The 18,747-nt window shown below is 32.4% G+C and carries 18 protein-coding genes; 12 read left to right on the top strand and 6 right to left on the bottom strand.

Translation table 11 applies throughout. From position 1 onward, the window contains the following. Nucleotides 1-294: 294 nt before the first annotated feature. The 3 genes from ACM55K_RS16480 to gcvT all read right to left on the bottom strand — a co-directional run bounded on the left by ACM55K_RS16480 (nucleotide 295) and on the right by gcvT (nucleotide 4,230). Nucleotides 295-1,008 (bottom strand): YebC/PmpR family DNA-binding transcriptional regulator, encoded by a 714-nt coding sequence (locus tag ACM55K_RS16480; protein WP_416851363.1) that lies wholly within the window; start codon nucleotides 1,006-1,008, stop codon nucleotides 295-297. Between the two features lie 101 nt (nucleotides 1,009-1,109). Beyond that, on the bottom strand, nucleotides 1,110-3,140 hold the full coding sequence (locus tag ACM55K_RS16475; RefSeq protein WP_416851362.1) for a S41 family peptidase: 2,031 nt from the start codon (nucleotides 3,138-3,140) through the stop codon (nucleotides 1,110-1,112). Between the two features lie 7 nt (nucleotides 3,141-3,147). Continuing rightward, nucleotides 3,148-4,230 carry a glycine cleavage system aminomethyltransferase GcvT gene (gene gcvT / locus ACM55K_RS16470; RefSeq protein WP_416851361.1) on the bottom strand — a complete coding sequence of 361 codons (1,083 nt, stop codon included), beginning with the start codon at nucleotides 4,228-4,230 and terminating at the stop codon, nucleotides 3,148-3,150. 261 nt (nucleotides 4,231-4,491) lie between these two features. Between gcvT and ACM55K_RS16465 the strand changes: the two genes are divergently transcribed. Together ACM55K_RS16465 and priA are read left to right on the top strand one after the other, a co-directional pair. Beyond that, nucleotides 4,492-4,926 carry a DUF2147 domain-containing protein gene (locus ACM55K_RS16465; RefSeq protein WP_416851360.1) on the top strand — a complete coding sequence of 145 codons (435 nt, stop codon included), beginning with the start codon at nucleotides 4,492-4,494 and terminating at the stop codon, nucleotides 4,924-4,926. 58 nt (nucleotides 4,927-4,984) lie between these two features. Next, entirely contained in the window at nucleotides 4,985-7,435 is a 2,451-nt protein-coding gene (priA, locus tag ACM55K_RS16460; RefSeq protein ID WP_416851359.1) for a replication restart helicase PriA, read from the top strand. 9 nt (nucleotides 7,436-7,444) lie between these two features. Here priA and ACM55K_RS16455 read toward each other — a convergent pair whose 3' ends face one another. Further along, entirely contained in the window at nucleotides 7,445-8,140 is a 696-nt protein-coding gene (locus tag ACM55K_RS16455) for a LytR/AlgR family response regulator transcription factor (protein ID WP_035674413.1), read from the bottom strand. Between the two features lie 167 nt (nucleotides 8,141-8,307). Between ACM55K_RS16455 and rpsF the strand changes: the two genes are divergently transcribed. The 5 genes from rpsF (at nucleotide 8,308) to ligA (ending at nucleotide 12,155) form a co-directional block, all read left to right on the top strand. Further along, a complete protein-coding gene (gene rpsF, locus ACM55K_RS16450) occupies nucleotides 8,308-8,649 on the top strand; it encodes a 30S ribosomal protein S6 (protein ID WP_035671622.1) in 342 nt (113 codons plus the stop codon). A 5-nt stretch (nucleotides 8,650-8,654) separates the two neighbouring features. Then, nucleotides 8,655-8,951: a 30S ribosomal protein S18 gene (gene rpsR / locus ACM55K_RS16445; RefSeq protein WP_007138295.1), complete on the top strand. Its 297-nt coding sequence runs from the start codon at nucleotides 8,655-8,657 to the stop codon at nucleotides 8,949-8,951. A gap of 66 nt (nucleotides 8,952-9,017) precedes the next feature. Further along, nucleotides 9,018-9,461: a 50S ribosomal protein L9 gene (gene rplI, locus ACM55K_RS16440; RefSeq protein WP_416851358.1), complete on the top strand. Its 444-nt coding sequence runs from the start codon at nucleotides 9,018-9,020 to the stop codon at nucleotides 9,459-9,461. A gap of 140 nt (nucleotides 9,462-9,601) precedes the next feature. Beyond that, the gene (locus tag ACM55K_RS16435; protein ID WP_416851357.1) at nucleotides 9,602-10,075 is read left to right on the top strand and encodes a DUF6495 family protein; all 474 of its coding nucleotides are present in this window, start codon (nucleotides 9,602-9,604) and stop codon (nucleotides 10,073-10,075) included. 76 nt (nucleotides 10,076-10,151) lie between these two features. Then, a complete protein-coding gene (gene ligA, locus ACM55K_RS16430) occupies nucleotides 10,152-12,155 on the top strand; it encodes an NAD-dependent DNA ligase LigA (RefSeq protein WP_416851356.1) in 2,004 nt (667 codons plus the stop codon). A gap of 715 nt (nucleotides 12,156-12,870) precedes the next feature. On the opposite strand, the gene ACM55K_RS16425 is transcribed toward ligA, so the two are convergent. Next, the gene (locus ACM55K_RS16425; RefSeq protein WP_416851355.1) at nucleotides 12,871-13,782 is read right to left on the bottom strand and encodes a bifunctional metallophosphatase/5'-nucleotidase; all 912 of its coding nucleotides are present in this window, start codon (nucleotides 13,780-13,782) and stop codon (nucleotides 12,871-12,873) included. Between the two features lie 174 nt (nucleotides 13,783-13,956). Beyond that, a complete protein-coding gene (locus tag ACM55K_RS16420) occupies nucleotides 13,957-14,766 on the bottom strand; it encodes a 5'-nucleotidase C-terminal domain-containing protein (RefSeq protein WP_416851354.1) in 810 nt (269 codons plus the stop codon). 47 nt (nucleotides 14,767-14,813) lie between these two features. On the opposite strand from ACM55K_RS16420, the gene ACM55K_RS16415 reads away from it, so the two are divergent. From ACM55K_RS16415 to coaBC, 5 genes are all read left to right on the top strand, one after another. Further along, a complete protein-coding gene (locus ACM55K_RS16415; protein WP_416851353.1) occupies nucleotides 14,814-15,332 on the top strand; it encodes a DUF6913 domain-containing protein in 519 nt (172 codons plus the stop codon). 6 nt (nucleotides 15,333-15,338) lie between these two features. Continuing rightward, entirely contained in the window at nucleotides 15,339-16,226 is an 888-nt protein-coding gene (gene dapA, locus ACM55K_RS16410; RefSeq protein ID WP_416851352.1) for a 4-hydroxy-tetrahydrodipicolinate synthase, read from the top strand. Nucleotides 16,227-16,357: 131 nt separating this feature from the next. Next, on the top strand, nucleotides 16,358-17,152 hold the full coding sequence (locus tag ACM55K_RS16405) for an outer membrane protein assembly factor BamD (protein WP_416851351.1): 795 nt from the start codon (nucleotides 16,358-16,360) through the stop codon (nucleotides 17,150-17,152). 8 nt (nucleotides 17,153-17,160) lie between these two features. Beyond that, nucleotides 17,161-17,478 carry a DNA-directed RNA polymerase subunit omega gene (locus ACM55K_RS16400; protein ID WP_035671643.1) on the top strand — a complete coding sequence of 106 codons (318 nt, stop codon included), beginning with the start codon at nucleotides 17,161-17,163 and terminating at the stop codon, nucleotides 17,476-17,478. Between the two features lie 8 nt (nucleotides 17,479-17,486). Beyond that, complete coding sequence (gene coaBC / locus ACM55K_RS16395) at nucleotides 17,487-18,704, top strand: bifunctional phosphopantothenoylcysteine decarboxylase/phosphopantothenate--cysteine ligase CoaBC (protein WP_416851350.1); 1,218 nt, start codon at nucleotides 17,487-17,489, stop codon at nucleotides 18,702-18,704. Nucleotides 18,705-18,747 lie beyond the last annotated feature (43 nt).

Genomic DNA, 18,747 nt, shown 5'->3' with positions numbered 1-18,747 from the left:
AACAATTTGCAATTTAAAAAACATCGAATAGTCTTTTTGGGTGCGCTTTAAATAGCGTGGTTCTTCTTGTTTTTCCATAAGGATACTTTTTGTGTATCACTATTTCAGGACGGGACAGTATTAAGATAAAAAACCCCATCAACTTAAAGCTGATGGGGTTTTCAGTTTTAAAGTGGGTTTTTAAACGTATAGTTTTATTCCCTTTTTTTATGACAAATTTTAAGGTATTAAAAACAAAAAACTCCAGATTTCTCCGGAGTTTAAAACTGTAATCTTATAACTGTAATCTGATAGCTATTCTTCTTCCATAGTATGATACACGTTCATCACGTCATCATCTTCTTCTAATTTTTCAATTAGTTTTTCTACATCGGCTACTTCAGCTTCAGAGAGTTTTTTAGTAATTTGAGGAATTCTTTCAAATCCAGACGAAAGAATTTCTAATCCTCTGTTTTCTAATTCTTTTTGAATAGTTCCAAAACTTCCAAACGGCGCATAAATTAATATACCGTCTTCATCTTCAAAAACTTCTTCTGCACCAAAATCGATTAATTCTAATTCTAATTCTTCAGGGTCAATTCCGTTTGCTGGAATTCTAAAGTTACACGTATGGTCAAACATAAATTCAACCGAACCTTGCGTTCCCATTGTTCCGTTGCATTTGTTAAAATAGCTTCTAACATTAGCAACAGTCCTGTTATTATTATCAGTAGCCGTTTCAACCAGAATTGCAATTCCATGAGGAGCATATCCTTCAAATAAAACTTCTTTATAGTTAGCGGTGTCTTTATCCGTTGCTTTTTTGATTGCGCGTTCTACATTTTCTTTCGGCATATTAACTGCCTTGGAATTCTGAATAACAGCTCTTAATCTTGAGTTGGCATCAGGATTAGGTCCACCTTCCTTTACAGCCATCACAATATCTTTACCAATTCTGGTAAATGCTTTGGCCATTGCTGACCAACGTTTCATTTTTCTTCCTTTTCTGAACTCAAACGCTCTTCCCATTGCTAGTTTATTATTTTGATCTGCAAAAATACAGTTATTCCTTATTTTACCAAAATCAAATTAAATTCTTTTATCTAATTAAATAAATTAGTAGTATTATTTTATTTCAAAGTATTAAAATCTTCAATTATTGTAATGGCTTCATTCAAATAATGATTCTTTTTTAATGCATCCAACTGGAATTGATTGTTGCTTTTTTCTAATGGATGGATGGCGAGAAGGAATTTATTAAAATCCGAATTGTAAACATTCAAATTAATATTTCCGGAATCAAAAGAATTAATATCTTCCCATAAATTACTGACTTCATTTTGTTCTTCAAAAACCAGATCAATTGTCAATGGTATCGCTTTCTTTGGTTGGTTTGTCAAAGCATCGATTCGTTTATTAATCATTTTAATAGCATTAAAATAAGAGTCGTTGCTAATTCGGAGTTTGCTTTTTTCTGATACTTTTTGAATCAAATTGTTTTTCACATAAGGTTTAAATTTAATAAAAGTATCAATACTGTCATTTTTGAAAGAAGTAGGATAGTCATTCTCTTTTTGAAAGATTGTTTCATAGATCTCCGGTATTCGAACATTTGGAAAAACACCCACACTTTGATGACTTTTACCAGTTATTCTGTAAAATTTATTGACGGTTACTTTTATAAAATTTTCAGAATCATTTTCTTCTAAAGGGACTATGGTTTGCATGGTTGCTTTTCCTAAAGTAGTATTGCCTATCAATAATGCTCGATGATAATCTTGAAGAATTGATGCGAAAAATTCACTTGCGGATGCTGAATTGCCATTTATTAGAAGCACGATAGGATCTTTATAGATCATTCCTTTGTATGGATCGTCAATTGTGGTTTGTCCTTTTTTATTATCAATTACTACGGATATTGGACCGTTATCAATAAACATTCCGGCTAATTTTATCGCTTCTTCCATCGATCCGCCCCCATTATCCGCTAAATCAATAATTAATCCCTTGATGTTGTCTTTCTTTAATTTGATTACTTCTTGGGCAACATCTTGGGCACAACCTTTACCGCTCTGGCCTTCTAAATCAGCATAAAAACTAGGGATTTTTATATATCCTATTTTGGTGTCTTTCTCAACAATAAAACTGTAAACAGTGTTTTCTTCGTCTTTTATGACTTGCTTCTCGATTAGTACTTCAAAACTTTTTCCGGAACTACGTTTCAGGGTTAGTAATATGTTTTTATTTGCTTCTGAGAGGATCATATTCGAAATGGATTCCATTGAAGTGCAAGAAACCAGTAAAGTCTCTTTTAGATTTGAAATCGAAACAATCTGATCTCCTTTTTTTATTTTTCCAGTTAAAAATGCGGGACCATTTGGATCTAATTCATCTATAATAATTTCACTTTTTTCATTTAAGCTTACATTAAGCCCTAATGATAAATGTTCCTTTGATAATGAAGCTACAAAACTTGTCTTGGAATCATCACTAAAATAAGCGGTATGTGGGTCGAAGTATCCGCAGAAATGATTGTATAGGCTTTCAGCTAAGCTCGATTCATTTTGTAAAATGCTATTTATTCTACAAAGTTCATTTTGAATAACAGTGTTTTTCGAATGAATAGCCAATGTATTAAAATTGGTTTTAATAGAATCTAGATTTTTGCTTACCTGAGCAATATCATCCAAAATTTCATATCGAATTTTTTTTCTCCAAACTTTCTCGACTTGATTCTCTACTAAATAGATTGGAAATGATTTTTTATAAAACCGAATCGTATCTTTCCCTTCATAGTCCATGGTTTCTTTATCTATTTTTTCTAAAATATTCTTATTTCTTAAAAGATCTTCTTTGTAAACCGAAGCTATATCGGTTAGAAAAGTACAATCTTTATCTTTGATGAGATTGTCAATATTCAAGCGGTATTTTTGAGATAAAATATTATATTCTGATTTTAGAAAAACAGTTCTTGAAGGATCAAGTTGGTCAATAAAGCTATCAAAAACAAAAACCGATAAACTGTCGTCTACCGGTTTTGGATTAATATGTTCGCGCTGAATTAACGCATTTATTTTAGAAAGTATTTCACAAGTTTTGACATCATTTTGACCAAATAGTGAAAATGTAGTCAAGAATAATACGAGTGAAATTTTTTTCATTTATTTCTTATTTCTTGTAAAACGGTAATTTTACCACTTTGGCAGGAACATCATTTTTACGGATTCTAATGAATATATCACTGTCTAAAGCGCTGTTTTCAGTGGTAACGTAGCCTAAACCGATTCCTTTATTCATTGATGGCGACATGGTGCCCGAAGTTACAATTCCTATTGGATTTCCTGCTGCATCAACGATTTCATAATCATGTCTTGGCACAGCACGTTCCTGCATTTCAAAAGCCACTAACTTTTTAGAAACTCCTGCTTCTTTTTGCTTTTTCAAGTTTTCTGAATTGGTGAATTCTTTGGTGAATTTAGTAATCCATCCCAAACCAGCTTCAAGTGGAGAAGTGGTGTCATTGATGTCATTTCCGTACAAACAAAATCCCATTTCTAATCGTAACGTATCACGGGCGGCAAGACCTATTGGTTTAATCCCAAAAGAAGCACCAGCTTCAAAAACTTTATTCCAAATTTGTTCTACTTCTGAATTTTTGCAGTAAATCTCAAATCCTCCAGAACCTGTATATCCTGTTGCCGAAATAATCACGTTCTCAATTCCTGCAAAATCACCTACTTCAAAATGGTAATACGGAATAGCTGATAAATCCCTAGAAGTCAATGATTGCATGGATTCAACAGCTTTAGGGCCTTGAATAGCCAATAATGAATAATCATCAGATAAGTTTTTCATTTCGACTCCTAAATCATTATGAGCTGAAATCCAATCCCAATCTTTATCAATATTCGAAGCATTTACGACTAATAAATACTGCTCGTCTTTCATTTTGTAAACAATCAAATCATCTACAATTCCACCATCATCGTTTGGTAAACAAGAATATTGTGCTCTTCCAATGGTCAAAACAGATGCGTCATTAGAAGTTACTTTTTGTATCAAAGCCAACGCATTTGGTCCGGTAAGCAAGAATTCGCCCATGTGTGAAACATCAAAAACACCCACGGCATTTCGAACCGTTTCATGTTCTGCATTCACGCCTTCATATAAAATAGGCATATTGTATCCGGCAAACGGAAGCATTTTTGCTCCCAAACTCTCGTGTATGTGCGTAAGCGCAGTATTTTTCATTGTAATTTTGTATAGGATTTCAAGTGGCTAATTTATTGATTTTATTTCGGGTGACAAAGGCCTATATATGCAAAATTTAAAGTTTCAAACGTTTTCGTAATAACAGACGGAACAATTTTTTTAAAATAATTTTCAGAATTTAATCCAATGAAGTTAGCAAGCAATTTCCTGCTATTCATTACAATCTTTTCCTTTTTAATGTTTAATTTTACAATTAATTAATTTGAGGTCTTTAATCTGCCAGAGCAAAAATCAATCATTATGAAAAAAAGTAGATTTGTTATTATAGCGCTGTTTTTTGTTACCATTTTCTATGGTCAAAATCAAACGGTTATTGGTAAATGGAAAACTATTGATGACGAAACTGGAAAAGCAAAATCAATAGTGGAAATCTATGAGAAATCTGGAAAGATTTATGGTAAAGTAATTGAAATTCTCGAAGAAGAACATAGAAAAAAAGTTTGTACTAATTGTTCAGGCGAGGATAAAAACAAACCTATTCTTGGAATGATTGTAATTAAGGGATTGAAAAAAGACGGAGATGTGTATACTAAGGGTAAAATCTTAGATCCTAAAAACGGGAAGCTTTATAAATGTTTCATTACATTAGAATCAAAAGATAAACTTAAAGTTCGTGGTTTTATTGGGATTTCATTGTTTGGACGAACACAATATTGGTACAGGGTAAAAAGTTAATTCAAGTAGAATGAATTTAATACCCGTCCAAATAATAATAAATACCTAAAATCTAAAAATGCATTTCTTCGAAGTAATTTTACCCCTTTCTCTTGCCAAAACCTTTACCTATAGCGTTTCTGAAGCTGAATTTCATTATATCAAGAAAGGAATGCGTGTGGCAGTACCTTTTGGTAAAAGTAAAATTTACACGGCGCTAGTAATTGAAATTCATCAAAATGAACCCATTTTATACGAAGCCAAAGAAATTCACCAAATTCTGGATGAAAAACCTATAGTTACTGAAATCCAAATTGCACATTGGCAATGGATAGCTTCTTATTATATGTGTGCTATTGGTGATGTGTATCGAGGCGCTATGCCAAGCGCACTTTTGCTGGAAAGCGAAACCATAATTTCTCAAAAGCAAGATTTGTTTGTGGATGAAAGTCTGCTTTCGGATGATGAATATCTAGTTTATCAAGCCTTGCAACAGCAAAGTTCGCTCAAAGTTCAAGACATTATAGCTATTTTAAACAAGAAAAATATATTTCCTGTTATTCAAAAATTGATTGACAAAAATATATTGGTTCTTCAAGAAGAAATTTCAGAAAGTTACAAGCCAAAGTTGGTTCGTTATTTGCGTTTGCATTCTAAATACGATTCGAATGCAGGTTTGGGTGAATTGTTGGAAACTTTGAAAAGCGCTAATAAACAAAAGGAAATTGTACTGGCTTATTTTCAATTGAGCGCTACCGAAAAGAAACCGATAACTGTTAAAAAATTGGTTGAAGCTGCTAATTCCTCTTCGGCAATTATAAAAGCATTAATTGAAAAAGAAATATTCGAGGATTATTTTCTTCAGGAAGACCGAGTAAATTTCAATGGAAAAATAAGAGAAGATCAACTGCAATTAAGTCAAGCGCAGCAAACTGCTTTTGAAGAAATTAAAGATAGTTTTGTTCAAAAAGAAGTCTGTTTGCTACATGGTGTAACTTCCAGTGGAAAAACCGAAATTTATATTAAGCTTATTGAAGAATATCTGGAAACGGGAAAACAAGTGTTGTATTTATTGCCCGAAATTGCTTTGACTACACAATTAGTGGGAAGATTGCGAACTTATTTTGGAAATAAAGTAGCTGTTTTTCATTCGAAATATAACAATAATGAACGTATCGAGGTTTGGAATCAAGTTTTGGTAAATTCAGAGAAAGCGCAAGTAGTAATAGGAGCGCGATCCGCTTTATTTTTGCCTTTTCATAATCTGGGATTTATAATTGTTGATGAGGAGCACGAACAAACTTTCAAACAAGTAGATCCTGCGCCGCGTTATCATGCGCGTGATGCTGCGGTGGTTTTGGCTCATTCACATAAAGCAAAAGTTTTATTAGGTTCGGCAACACCAAGTATTGAAACTTATTTTAATGCAAAATCAGAAAAATATGGTTTAGTCGAAATTTCGAAACGATTTGGAAACGTCATGATGCCAAATATTGAATTGGTGGATTTGAAAGACAAATACTTTCGTAAAAAAATGACAGGACATTTTAGTGATGTTTTAATTGAAGAAATCAATATAGCTTTGTCATTAGGTGAACAAGTGATTTTATTTCAAAATAGAAGAGGTTATTCTCCTATAATTGAATGTATTACTTGTGGTCATGTTCCCCAATGCCAACAATGCGACGTGAGTTTGACGTATCACAAACATAAAAACCAGTTGCGTTGTCATTATTGTGGCTATACGATGGCAAAACCTTCGCATTGTCATTCGTGTTCAAGTGTTGATTTGACTACAAAAGGATTTGGAACCGAGCAAATAGAGCAAGAGCTGATTTCGATTTTTCCTAATTCAAAAATGGGAAGAATGGATCAGGACACCACGCGAGGAAAATTTGGTTTTGAGAAAATTATCGATAGTTTCAAGAATAGGGAAATTGATATTTTAGTTGGAACGCAAATGCTTGCCAAAGGATTGGATTTTGACAATGTAAGTTTGGTAGGAATCATGAACGCGGATAATATGTTGTATCATCCTGATTTTAGGGCATTCGAAAGAAGTTTTCAAATGATGACTCAAGTAGCGGGTCGGGCAGGCCGCTCAGAGAAACAAGGAAAAGTAATTATTCAAACGTATAATCCCAATCACAATACGATACAGCAAGTAACCAATAATGATTATCTGGGAATGTATAAGGAGCAATTGTATGACAGGCAAATCTATAAATATCCGCCTTATTTCAGAATCATAAAGCTGACATTAAAACAACGCGATTTTGATAAACTAAAGGAAGGTGCCATGTGGTTGTATCAAGTAATGAGTCAAAATCTTACTATGCCGGTATTAGGTCCTGAGGAACCCGCTATAAATAGAATTAGAAATGAATACATACGAACAATCATTATTAAAATTCCACAAAACGTGTCTGTAGTAAGCACAAAAAAAACTATCCAAAAGATATTGAATAGTTTTGAGGCTGTTGCTCAATACAGAGCTATAAAAGTTACGCTAAACGTCGATTTTTATTGAAAAATAGTTTTATGCAAATGATAGGGCTTTAACTAAATCTTCTTTTTTATTTCTACTTAAAGGTATTTTGGTAACTCCAATTTCGGCAAACTTACTGTTGAAGCGCTCTACTTTGTCTATATTTATAATATAGGACTTGTGAACTCGGATGAATTTTTCTTTAGATAAATCATTTTCAAAAGATTTCATCGTAGAAAGCACTAAGTTGCTGTCTTCTTCTGTAACAACTCTAACGTAGTCGCCAAAAGCTTCAATCCATTTAATTTTAGAAGTAAATATTTTTAATTTTTTCAGATTGCTCTTAATGAAAATATGTTCCCCTTCTTCTTCTTTATTTTCTTTTTTAAGAGAATATAAATCGATTGCTCTTCTAACAGATGCATTGAAACGATCAATAGCAATAGGTTTTTGCAGATAGTCGGTAGCGTCATAATCAAATGCTTTCATGGCATACTCCGCTTTAGAAGTAATGAAGATTATTTGGGGTTTAATTTTTAAACCGTCTAAGAAATCGAAACCGCTTATCACAGGCATCTCAATGTCTAGAAATATTAGATCCACATTATGCACGGACATGCAGCTTCTAGCTTCAATTGCATTAGAAAAATCACCAATTAAATGCAGATTTGGATGATTATTTACTAACTTTGCGATGATCATTCTTTGAATGGAACTATCGTCAACTACTACACAATTAAGTTTCATAATTTTTGTATTTTAAGATTTGGAATAGTAAATTTAATAATCATTTATTTAAAAAACTAATTTTCATCGGTTTTTTTAACCATACAACGAATAAAGTGAAATTGTCATTGTTTGTTTAAAAAAATTGATTACTTTTGCAGCCAAATTAACAAATAAATAAAACATTTATGAATCATTATGAAACTGTTTTCATTTTAAATCCCGTTTTATCTGAAGTTCAGGTAAAGGAAACAGTAAGCAAATTTGAAGATTTTCTTACTAGTCGTGGAGCTGAAATGGTATCGAAAGAAGACTGGGGTCTTAAAAAGATGGCTTACGAAATTCAAAACAAAAAAAGTGGTTTTTACCATTTATTCGAATTCAAAGTAGCAGGAGAAGTTCTTATTGCTTTTGAAACTGAATTTAGACGTGACGAAAGAGTAATGCGTTTCTTGACTGTAAGTTTAGATAAACATGCTATATCTTGGGCTGAAAGAAGAAGAACTAAATTAAAATCTACAAAAGCTTAATTATCATGGCAACATTACAACAATCGGCTTCAGGAAAAAAAGACGGAGATATCAGATATCTTACACCTTTAAACATAGAAACAAACAAAACTAAAAAGTATTGTCGTTTCAAAAAATCAGGTATCAAATATATTGATTATAAAGATGCTGATTTCTTATTGAAATTTGTAAACGAACAAGGGAAAATTCTTCCTCGTCGTTTAACAGGAACTTCATTGAAATACCAAAGAAAAGTGTCAGTTGCTGTTAAGAGAGCACGTCACTTAGCATTAATGCCATATGTGGCTGATTTATTAAAATAATTAAAAACTAACAGTTGTTGGTTTTCTGAAATATGAAACCTAACTTCTCAAATAAAGGACAACAACATGGAACTTATTTTAAGAAAAGATGTTCAAAATTTAGGATTTAAAGATGACGTAGTAAATGTGAAAAACGGATACGGTCGTAACTTTTTAATCCCACAAGGTCACGCACATTTAGCAACTTCTTCTGCAAAGAAAGTGTTAGCTGAAAACCTAAAACAAAGAGCTCACAAAGAAGAGAAAGTAGTAAACGACGCAAAAGCATTGGCTGAAGCTTTGAAAGCTATTGAAATTAAAATTTTCGCAAAAGCAGGTGGTGAAAAATTATTCGGTTCAATTACGAATATTGATATCGCTGAAGCATTAGCAAAAGGTGGTCAAGTAATTGATAGAAAATTTATTACAAGTGGAATTGTTAAACGTACAGGAAAATATGCTGCTAACGTTAGATTACACAGAGAAGTAATTATTGAATTAGCTTATGAAATTGTTGCTGAAAAAGCATAATTTTAAATTTATATAATTAAATCCCGATGGAAGTCGGGATTTTTTTTTGTTTAATCTGAACTTGTTTCAGATTCTTTACTTTAAATATAATATAAAGAGCATCTTAATAAATACAAGATGCTGAAATAAATTTAACATAAATGAAATACTCAAGATTAACAAAAGAACAATTTGAAGAATTAACGCCTGAATTTACTAATTTTCTAGCCACTCAAGCAATTGATAAAGCGGAGTGGGATAAAATTAAAATTGAAAAACCGGAAGTGGCTGAACAAGAACTTGATGTTTTTTCTGATTTGGTTTGGGAAGGGGTTCTAACAAAAGCAGAATATTTAGAGCATTTTTCTAAAAACCATATTTTTCTTTTTCATTGTTTTGATACTTATGTTCAATCTATTGTTTTGAAATCATTGGTTCCAGAAACTGATTTTCTTACCAAAGAAGGATTGCAATGGCTTAGCGATAACATGTTTACCGATACAATTGAAATGAAAGTGGGGAAAAAAGAGTTTACCGATGAACGTAATACCTCAGTTTTCGAATTAATACAGCAAGGTTCTTTTTTAAGTGATGGTCTTTTGTACAAACAAATAAATACAATTATAGAGTCATAATTGTATTGCAGTTTCTTTTAATTTGGTTATTTTAGTACACTTTTTCAAAAACTAAAATAGCCAATTTTTATTTTCTATGGATATTCAAAATACAATTCAAACTTTAAGAGAGGAATTAAATCAACACAATCATAATTATTACGTGTTGGATAAACCAATAATTTCCGATTATGAATTTGATTTGAAATTAAAACAACTTCAGGATTTAGAAAATAAATATCCAGAATACTTTGATGAAAATTCTCCTACGCAACGAGTAGGCGGTACGATTACAAAAAACTTCCAAACCGTTCCTCATGAACACCGAATGTATTCTCTTGATAATTCTTATTCGAAAGAAGAATTGATCGATTGGGAAAAGCGTATTCAAAAAGTTCTCGGAGAAGTTCCATTAGAATATACCTGTGAATTAAAATATGATGGGGCATCAATCAGTATAACTTACGAAAACGGAAAATTAAAACGGGCAGTAACTCGTGGCGATGGTTTTCAAGGGGATGATGTTACTAATAATATTAAAACCATAAAATCAATTCCGCTTAAGCTTAAAGGAAATTTTCCTGATAAATTTGATGTGCGTGGTGAAATCATTTTGCCCTTTGCCGGTTTCGAAAAAATGAACCAGGATTTAATCGAAATAGGGGAATTACCGTATTCAAATCCTAGAAACACAGCTTCGGGAAGTTTGAAATTACAAGACAGTGCCGAAGTTGCAAAAAGACCGTTGGATTGTTTGTTGTATTTTTTAATTGGAAATAATTTACCTTTTAAATCACAATATGAAGGATTAGAAACGGCTAGACAATGGGGATTTAAAGCACCCAAAGAAGCAAAACTGGCTCGTAATTTAGAAGAAGTTTTTGAATTTATTGATCATTGGGACACTCATAGGCATACTCTTCCTTATGAAACAGATGGCGTAGTGGTAAAAGTAAATTCTTTTCACTATCAGGATGAATTGGGTTTTACTGCCAAATCTCCGCGTTGGGCAATTGCTTATAAATTCAAATCAGAACAAGTTTCAACAAAATTAAACTCCATATCCTATCAAGTAGGAAGAACTGGGGCTATTACTCCAGTGGCAAATTTAGAACCAGTACAATTGGCAGGAACCATAGTGAAACGTGCTTCATTACATAATGCTGATCAAATTGAGAAACTGGATATTCGTGTAGGAGATACCGTTTTCGTAGAAAAAGGAGGAGAGATAATCCCTAAGATTATTGCCGTTGATTTAGGCAAACGTCCAGAAAATACACAGCCTACAAAATACATCACGCATTGTCCGGAATGTAATACAGAGTTGGTCAGATCGGAAGGCGAAGCGAATCACTATTGTCCGAATTTTTATGGTTGTCCTCCACAGATTATTGGACGAATACAACATTATATTTCCAGAAAAGCTATGGATATCGAAGGCCTTGGCGGAGAAACAGTTGCGTTACTTTTCAATAATGGATTGGTTCACAATTATGCTGATTTATATGAATTGACGGTAGAACAAATTCTTCCTTTGGAAAGAATGGCTCAAAAATCTGCTCAAAATTTGGTGAAAGGGGTAGAAAATTCGAAAAATATTCCTTTTGAAAGTGTTTTATTTGCTCTTGGAATCCGATTTGTTGGTGAAACGGTAGCTAAGAAATTAGCCAAGCATTATAAAAATATTGATGCATTGAGTCAGGCCACATTGATGGATTTGATTTTGGTGGATGAAATTGGAGAACGAATTGCACAAAGCGTGATTGATTTTTTCGAAAATCAAGAAAATAGGATTATAATCGAAAGAATAAGAAAACATGGCGTACAATTTGAAATTGTTGAAAAAATAAATCCAAATGCCACGGATAAACTTTCTGGAAAAACCTTTGTAGTTTCAGGTGTTTTTGAGAAATTTTCAAGAGACGATTTGAAAAAAGCTATTGAAGATAACGGTGGGAAAGTGGGAAGTTCTATTTCTGCCAAAACAGATTATGTTGTTGCCGGAGATAATATGGGACCGGCTAAACTAGAAAAAGCCAATAAACTTAATGTCCCGATAATTTCTGAAGATGATTTTATGAAACTGATAAATGAAAGCTAGAAAGTGTAAATGCCAATAGTAAAAAATAAAGATAGCCTTGAAAAATGGATTACAGTTTTTTATTTCACAGTTGCTTCGGTTGAAGTTACGGTAGAGTTATTTGTATATAAACCAGTACTTTTTTTTCTAAATCCTCTTATTTCAATACTATTGATGATTTTGTACTGGAATACTTCAAATGAAAGAAATAGACTATTTTTTGCAACAATATTCTTTTCATTAATTACAAATATTTTTTTTATTCCAAATACTGAAAAGATGCTTTTTTTTTAGGATTACTTGCCTTTTTAATACATCGAGTACTAAAAATTTATTATATAATTAAATTGACAAAGCTTATCACTTTCATTCCCTTACTGATTGCAATTGTTCCATTTATGTTTGTTTTCTTTTATTTATTATCTATTTCGGAGGGATTAACGTCTAAAAGTTATGATATTTTAATCATTCAAAATATATTGATTTTCATTCTTGGCGTAATTACTTTATCCAACTATGTGATGAATGACGTTAAAAATAATACTTAGTTATTAATATTTGGTTTGTTATCAGTGACGCAATATTTATAGTTTTTATTGAAAAATACTATTTTTCTAATTTAGCACCAACTGTTTTTAGACCATTGGCAATGCTGTTAAACATAACATTACATTATACTTTTTATAAATTTGTTATTGATGTGGAGTATTCCAACTTGATTTCAGATCCCGAAAAATTAAACAATAATTGATGTTCCTTTGGATGTATTCTGTTTATTATTATCCAGATAAAAATCAATTCGGCCTAAATTAATTCCGTAACAACCTACTTGATTTACCAAAACTTCTTTGCCAATAATGTTTTTTGCAACCGTTGGTTTATCAAGAAAAGTATGCGTGTGACCGCCTATTATTAAGTCAATATCCTGGGTCAGTTCCGCTAGTTTTAAGTCACAAATTTTATTGGGTTCGTCTTTGTATTTATACCCTAAATGCGACAAGCAAATTACTAAATCACATTGTTGCTCTTTTTTTAAAATCCGAACCATATCTTGAGCCGCCTCAACAGGATTATTGTAGACCGTTTCTTTGTACATTGCTTTATCCACTAATCCATTGAGTTCAATTCCAAGGCCAAAAACACCAACTTTGATTCCATTTTTATTAAATATCTTATACGGTTTTACAAAACCATCCATCACCGTGTTTTTAAAATCATAGTTTGCTGATAAGAATTCAAACTTCGCATGAGGCATTTGAGCATACAAACCTTCAACGCCATTATCAAAATCATGGTTTCCTATTGTGGAAGCATCATATTGCATCATGCTCATCAATTTAAACTCTAATTCACCGCCGTAATAATTAAAATACGGCGTTCCCTGAAAAATATCACCGGCATCTAGCAATAGCACATTTGGATTTTCTTTTCGGATTGATTCTATAAGAGCCGCTCTTCGTACAACGCCGCCCATATTAGGATTTCTGGGATGATCCGCCGGAAAAGGATCTATATAACTATGTACATCATTTGTATGTAGAATTGTCAAATGTTTCGTCACACTAGATGTAAAGCTAGTTAAAGGTAGTCCTAAACTCAATAAAGCGGTACTTGCAGCGGTTTTTTCGATAAAATCTCTTCTTTTCATTTTTGTTTTTTTGGAGCTATTTACTTCGTCAGTTCGCTTCGCTCGTGTCCTGCTGTACGCTATATCTTTATGTTTTTAAAAAAAACATAAAGGTAATTGCGAGAGCAATTCGACCATCAGGGCTAGGGCTATATATTTATAAAACTATTTTCTGTTTTTTAAAAGGAATTTTTTCTATTCAACAGTAATCCTGACATCATTTAGAACCGGAATCGTATCCACTTCTTTGAAATAATCAATTAAAACGTTTCGTAACTTATAATCCAAAACATATTTCTGAATGCCTTTTTTAAAGAAATTCATATTGTCCCCACCATTGGATAAATAATCATTGGTACCCACATAATAAATTTTGTCTTTTTCAATAACTTTTCCTTGCACTAAGATGTTTTTGGCGGTATTATTTTTGTCAATTGTAAAAGTTATTCCAGATAAAGGATGCGGTTTTTTTTCGGCAATGAAATAATCAACTAATTCAAAAATTTGCCCTCCTTTTAAAGCAATGACAACCATGCTGTTTTCAAAAGGCATAATTTCAAAAGCAGTTCTTGTCGTTACATTTCCTTTTGGAAGAATAGAACGAATACCACCATGATTCAGTAAACAGATATCGATATTCTTTTTTTCTCGGGCATTAAAAACTAAATTGCCTCGCATCAAGGTAACATCGGCTAGTAAATTACCAATATTGGTCTGCCATTTGCCGGAACTTTTGTCTAAAGTTACCGGACAATACGCCAAAACGCTGTCTAAATCTTTATTAATGTGTTCGCGGTAGGGTTTGATAAAGTTTTCAATTTGCTTTGTCTGCTCGTCATCTAGGCTCGGGTCAGGAACTTGGTTTTTCTTTTCAGTAATTGGGATTCTTTTACCTTCTATCTTCGTAATGTAGTAGTTTTGTTTGCTACAGGAAGTAATGAAAATAAATGTTAAGAATATAACAAAAAGTTTTAAAACATCGTTATACTTTTTTAGATTTACCATTTCAAATGCGACTTAATTAATTAATTTTGTAATCAAGTAAAAGTAATATGTTTTTAAATTACATAAAGAATTTTTCTGTAAAAAAAATATTAAAAAGCAGCTTGCAGAATGTTAAAGGCAGTTCGCTTTCAACTTCGGTACAAACTGTAGGTTTACTTATAGATGCCAGTTATTTTTCGAAAAAAGAGGCGTTGATTAACGAGTTAATAGCAAATGGAATTCCAGCAGACAATATTAAAGTTATTGTTTACAAAGACACTTTTAGAAAAAGTAATGCGCATAATCATCCTGCTTTTGGAGCGAAACATCTCAATTGGAAAGGGGAGATAACGAATCAACAGGTAAATGATTTTGTAAACGAAAAATTTGATTTACTAATCAATTATTACGATGTTGAAAAAGCAATTTTAATGGTTGTTACTCACAATTCAAAAGCAAAATTTAAAGTTGGATTTTCATCAATAGATAAAAGATTAAATCACTTGATAATTAATACCAATGCCGAAAATTATAAAGTTTTCACTCACGAATTATTTAGATATTTAAAAATGTTAAACAAATTATAATCCCATATGCAATCATTAATAGGAACAGGTGTTGCCCTTGTGACGCCATTTAACGAGGATTTTTCAATTGATATTGAAGCATTAAAAAGAATTGTAAATTTCTCAATTGATAATGGAATTGAATACCTTGTCGTACTTGGTACAACTGCTGAAAATGCAACATTGTCTCATGACGAAAAAGAAGTAGTTATCAAGACGGTAATAGAAACTAATAATGGAAGATTGCCATTGGTATTAGGTGTTGGAGGTAATAATACAATGAAAGTTGTAGAGGAGCTTAAAACGAGAGATTTATCACAGTTTGCTGCAATACTTTCGGTTTCACCATATTATAGTAAACCAACTCAGGAAGGAATCTACCAACACTTTAAAGCTGTTGCTGAAGCTTCTCCTATTCCTGTAATTTTATACAATGTACCAGGAAGAACGGCAAGTAATATGTTGCCTTCAACTGTTTTGCGTTTAGCAAATGATTTTGAAAATGTGGTTGCTATCAAGGAAGCAGCTGGTGATATTGTTCAAGCGATGCAAATATTAAAAAACAAACCAAAGGATTTTCTTGTGATTTCTGGCGATGATATGATTGCCTTGCCAATGATTTTGGCAGGTGGATCTGGCGTTATATCTGTAATTGGACAAGGTTTTCCAAAAGAATTCTCTGAAATGATTCGATTGGGTTTAAATAGAAAAGTAGAGGAAGCATTCAAATCACAATACCTTTTGTCGGATTGTATTGATATGATTTTTGAACAGGGGAATCCTGCAGGAATCAAACAAGTGTTTCTATCATTGGGAATTGCTGAAAACACAGTGCGTTTGCCATTAGTAAAAGTAGATGAATCATTGGCTGACAGAATTGGACAATTTGTTAAAAAAATGAATAAACAAGCGTAAAAAGCAGTGTGTTTTTTTATACAAAAATATATTTTGTAGTAGCTAAATTAATAACTAAATTTGCCACCGAAACTTCGGTATGATTTTCTGTAGGTTGAATACAACACAGAAATCGTAAAAAAAGTAAAAAAATGAAAAAAATAATATCTCTATTGCTTCTTGTTACCCTTTTTTATTCTTGTAACGAATATCAAAAAGCACTAAAAACCGAAGATGTTGCTGTAAAATTTGACATAGCTACTAAATTGTACGATACAGGTAAATATTCAAAAGCGATTCGTCTTTTTGAACAAATTGCCCCGGCATACAGAGGGAAACCACAAGCGGAAAAGTTGTTTTACATGTTTGCACAATCGTATTACAAAACCAAACAATATTATTTAGCAGGATACCAATTTGAAAGTTTTGTTTCTGGTTATCCAAAAAGTGAAAAAATACAAGAAGCGGCTTATTTAGGTGCGAAAAGTTATTCAATGCTATCTCCAGTTTACAGCTTGGATCAGGCAGATACAGTGAAAGCGATAGATAAATTACAAGCATTTATTGATACTTATCCTAATTCGGAATATTTAGCAGAAGCAAATGCAACTTTAAAAGTGTTAAGTGATAAAATAGAGAAAAAGGTATATGAAAATGCAAAAGGGTATAATACTATTTCCGATTTTAAATCAGCAATAGTTGCTTTTGATAATTTTATAGCGGATTACCCTGGAACAAAATTCAAGGAAGATGCCTTGTTTTACAAATATGATTCAGCTTATCAACTGGCAATCAATAGTGTTCCTGCAAAAATGGAAGAGCGATTAAATGTTGCAAAAGTAGCACATTCAAATTTGGTTAAATTTGATGCCAATACAAAATACAAAAATAAAGCAGACGAAATGTTCGTTAGAATTGAAAAAGATTTACAAAAATTTACTAAATAAATAAAGTCATGGATTTAAAAAAGACGAATGCTCCGGTAAATACAATAACATACAACAAGAATGTTATTGAGGAACCTACTGGAAACGTGTATGAAGCGATAACCATTATGGCTAAAAGAGCAAACCAAATCAATTCTGAAATCAAAAAAGAATTGACTGAGAAATTGGAAGAATTTGCTACATATAATGACAGTCTTGAAGAAGTTTTTGAAAACAAAGAACAAATTGAGGTTTCAAAATTTTACGAGAAATTGCCTAAGCCTCACGCTTTAGCGGTTCAAGAATGGTTAGATGGTAAAATTTACCACAGAGATTCAAATAAGTAATAGTAGTAATGTCAGTTTTAAACGGTAAGAAAATTTTGCTAGGGATTTCTGGTGGAATTGCAGCCTATAAAACAGCTTCATTAGTACGACTTTTCATAAAAGCAGGTGCGCATGTCCAAGTGATAATGACACCTGCTTCTAAGGATTTTATAACTCCATTAACGTTATCTACGTTATCTAAAAATCCTGTATTTTCCAGTTTTTACAATCAAGACGACGAAAATGAGAAATGGAATAATCATGTTGAATTAGCACTTTGGGCTGATTTGATGGTTATTGCTCCAGCAACTGCAAATACCTTGTCAAAAATGGCAAATGGCACTTGTGATAATCTTTTGATTGCAGCATATTTATCAGCAAAGTGTCCCGTCTATTATGCACCTGCAATGGACTTGGATATGTACAAACATCCCTCCACCATTGCTAATTTTTTCTCGCTTACTGAATTTGGAGACACTATAATTCCTGCTGAAAGTGGAGAATTAGCCAGTGGACTTTCAGGCGAAGGACGTATGGCTGAACCGGAACATATTGTAGGTTTTATAGAAGCAGATTTAGAAAGCAGATTGCCATTAAAAGGAAAAAAAATATTAATTACTGCCGGTCCCACATACGAAGCGATAGATCCAGTACGTTTTATAGGAAATCATTCTTCAGGGAAAATGGGGTTTGATATTGCCTCTAGTGCTGCAAATCTGGGAGCTTCAGTAGTATTAGTTACTGGACCTACACATTGTAAAACTACTAATCCATTTATAAAAGTGATTCCAGTGGTTTCTGCCCAGGAAATGTATGATGCCTGTCATCTTTATTATGCTGATGTGGATGTTGCGATTGCTGCTGCTGCAGTTGCGGATTATAAGCCTAAGAATGTAGCTTTGCAAAAGATCAAAAAGAATGATGATGATTTCACTATTGAATTGGAGAAAACAAAGGATATCTTAGCATCTTTAGGACAAAGTAAAAAAAATCAGTTTTTAATTGGTTTTGCTTTGGAAACAGAAAATGAAATTGAAAATGCTAAGTTGAAAATTCAGAAAAAAAACTTAGATTTGATAGTTCTAAATTCATTGCAGGATATAGGAGCCGGTTTTGGAAAGGCGACAAATAAAGTTACTTTTATAGATAAGTTTTTTACTATCGAAGCCATGGAATTAAAATCGAAAGAAGCAGTTGCTGATGATATTCTAAATAAAGTAATAGCACACTTTTATAAAATGAGCTAGCGGATTGCAATTCAAACGGCAATGATGGTGAGTGATTTACAGA

This window comes from Flavobacterium arabinosi, assembly GCF_048158725.1.
GTDB classification, from domain to species: domain Bacteria; phylum Bacteroidota; class Bacteroidia; order Flavobacteriales; family Flavobacteriaceae; genus Flavobacterium; species Flavobacterium arabinosi.
Note: the sequence above shows the minus strand (reverse complement) of the source record. Positions and strands in the feature narration are given on the sequence as shown.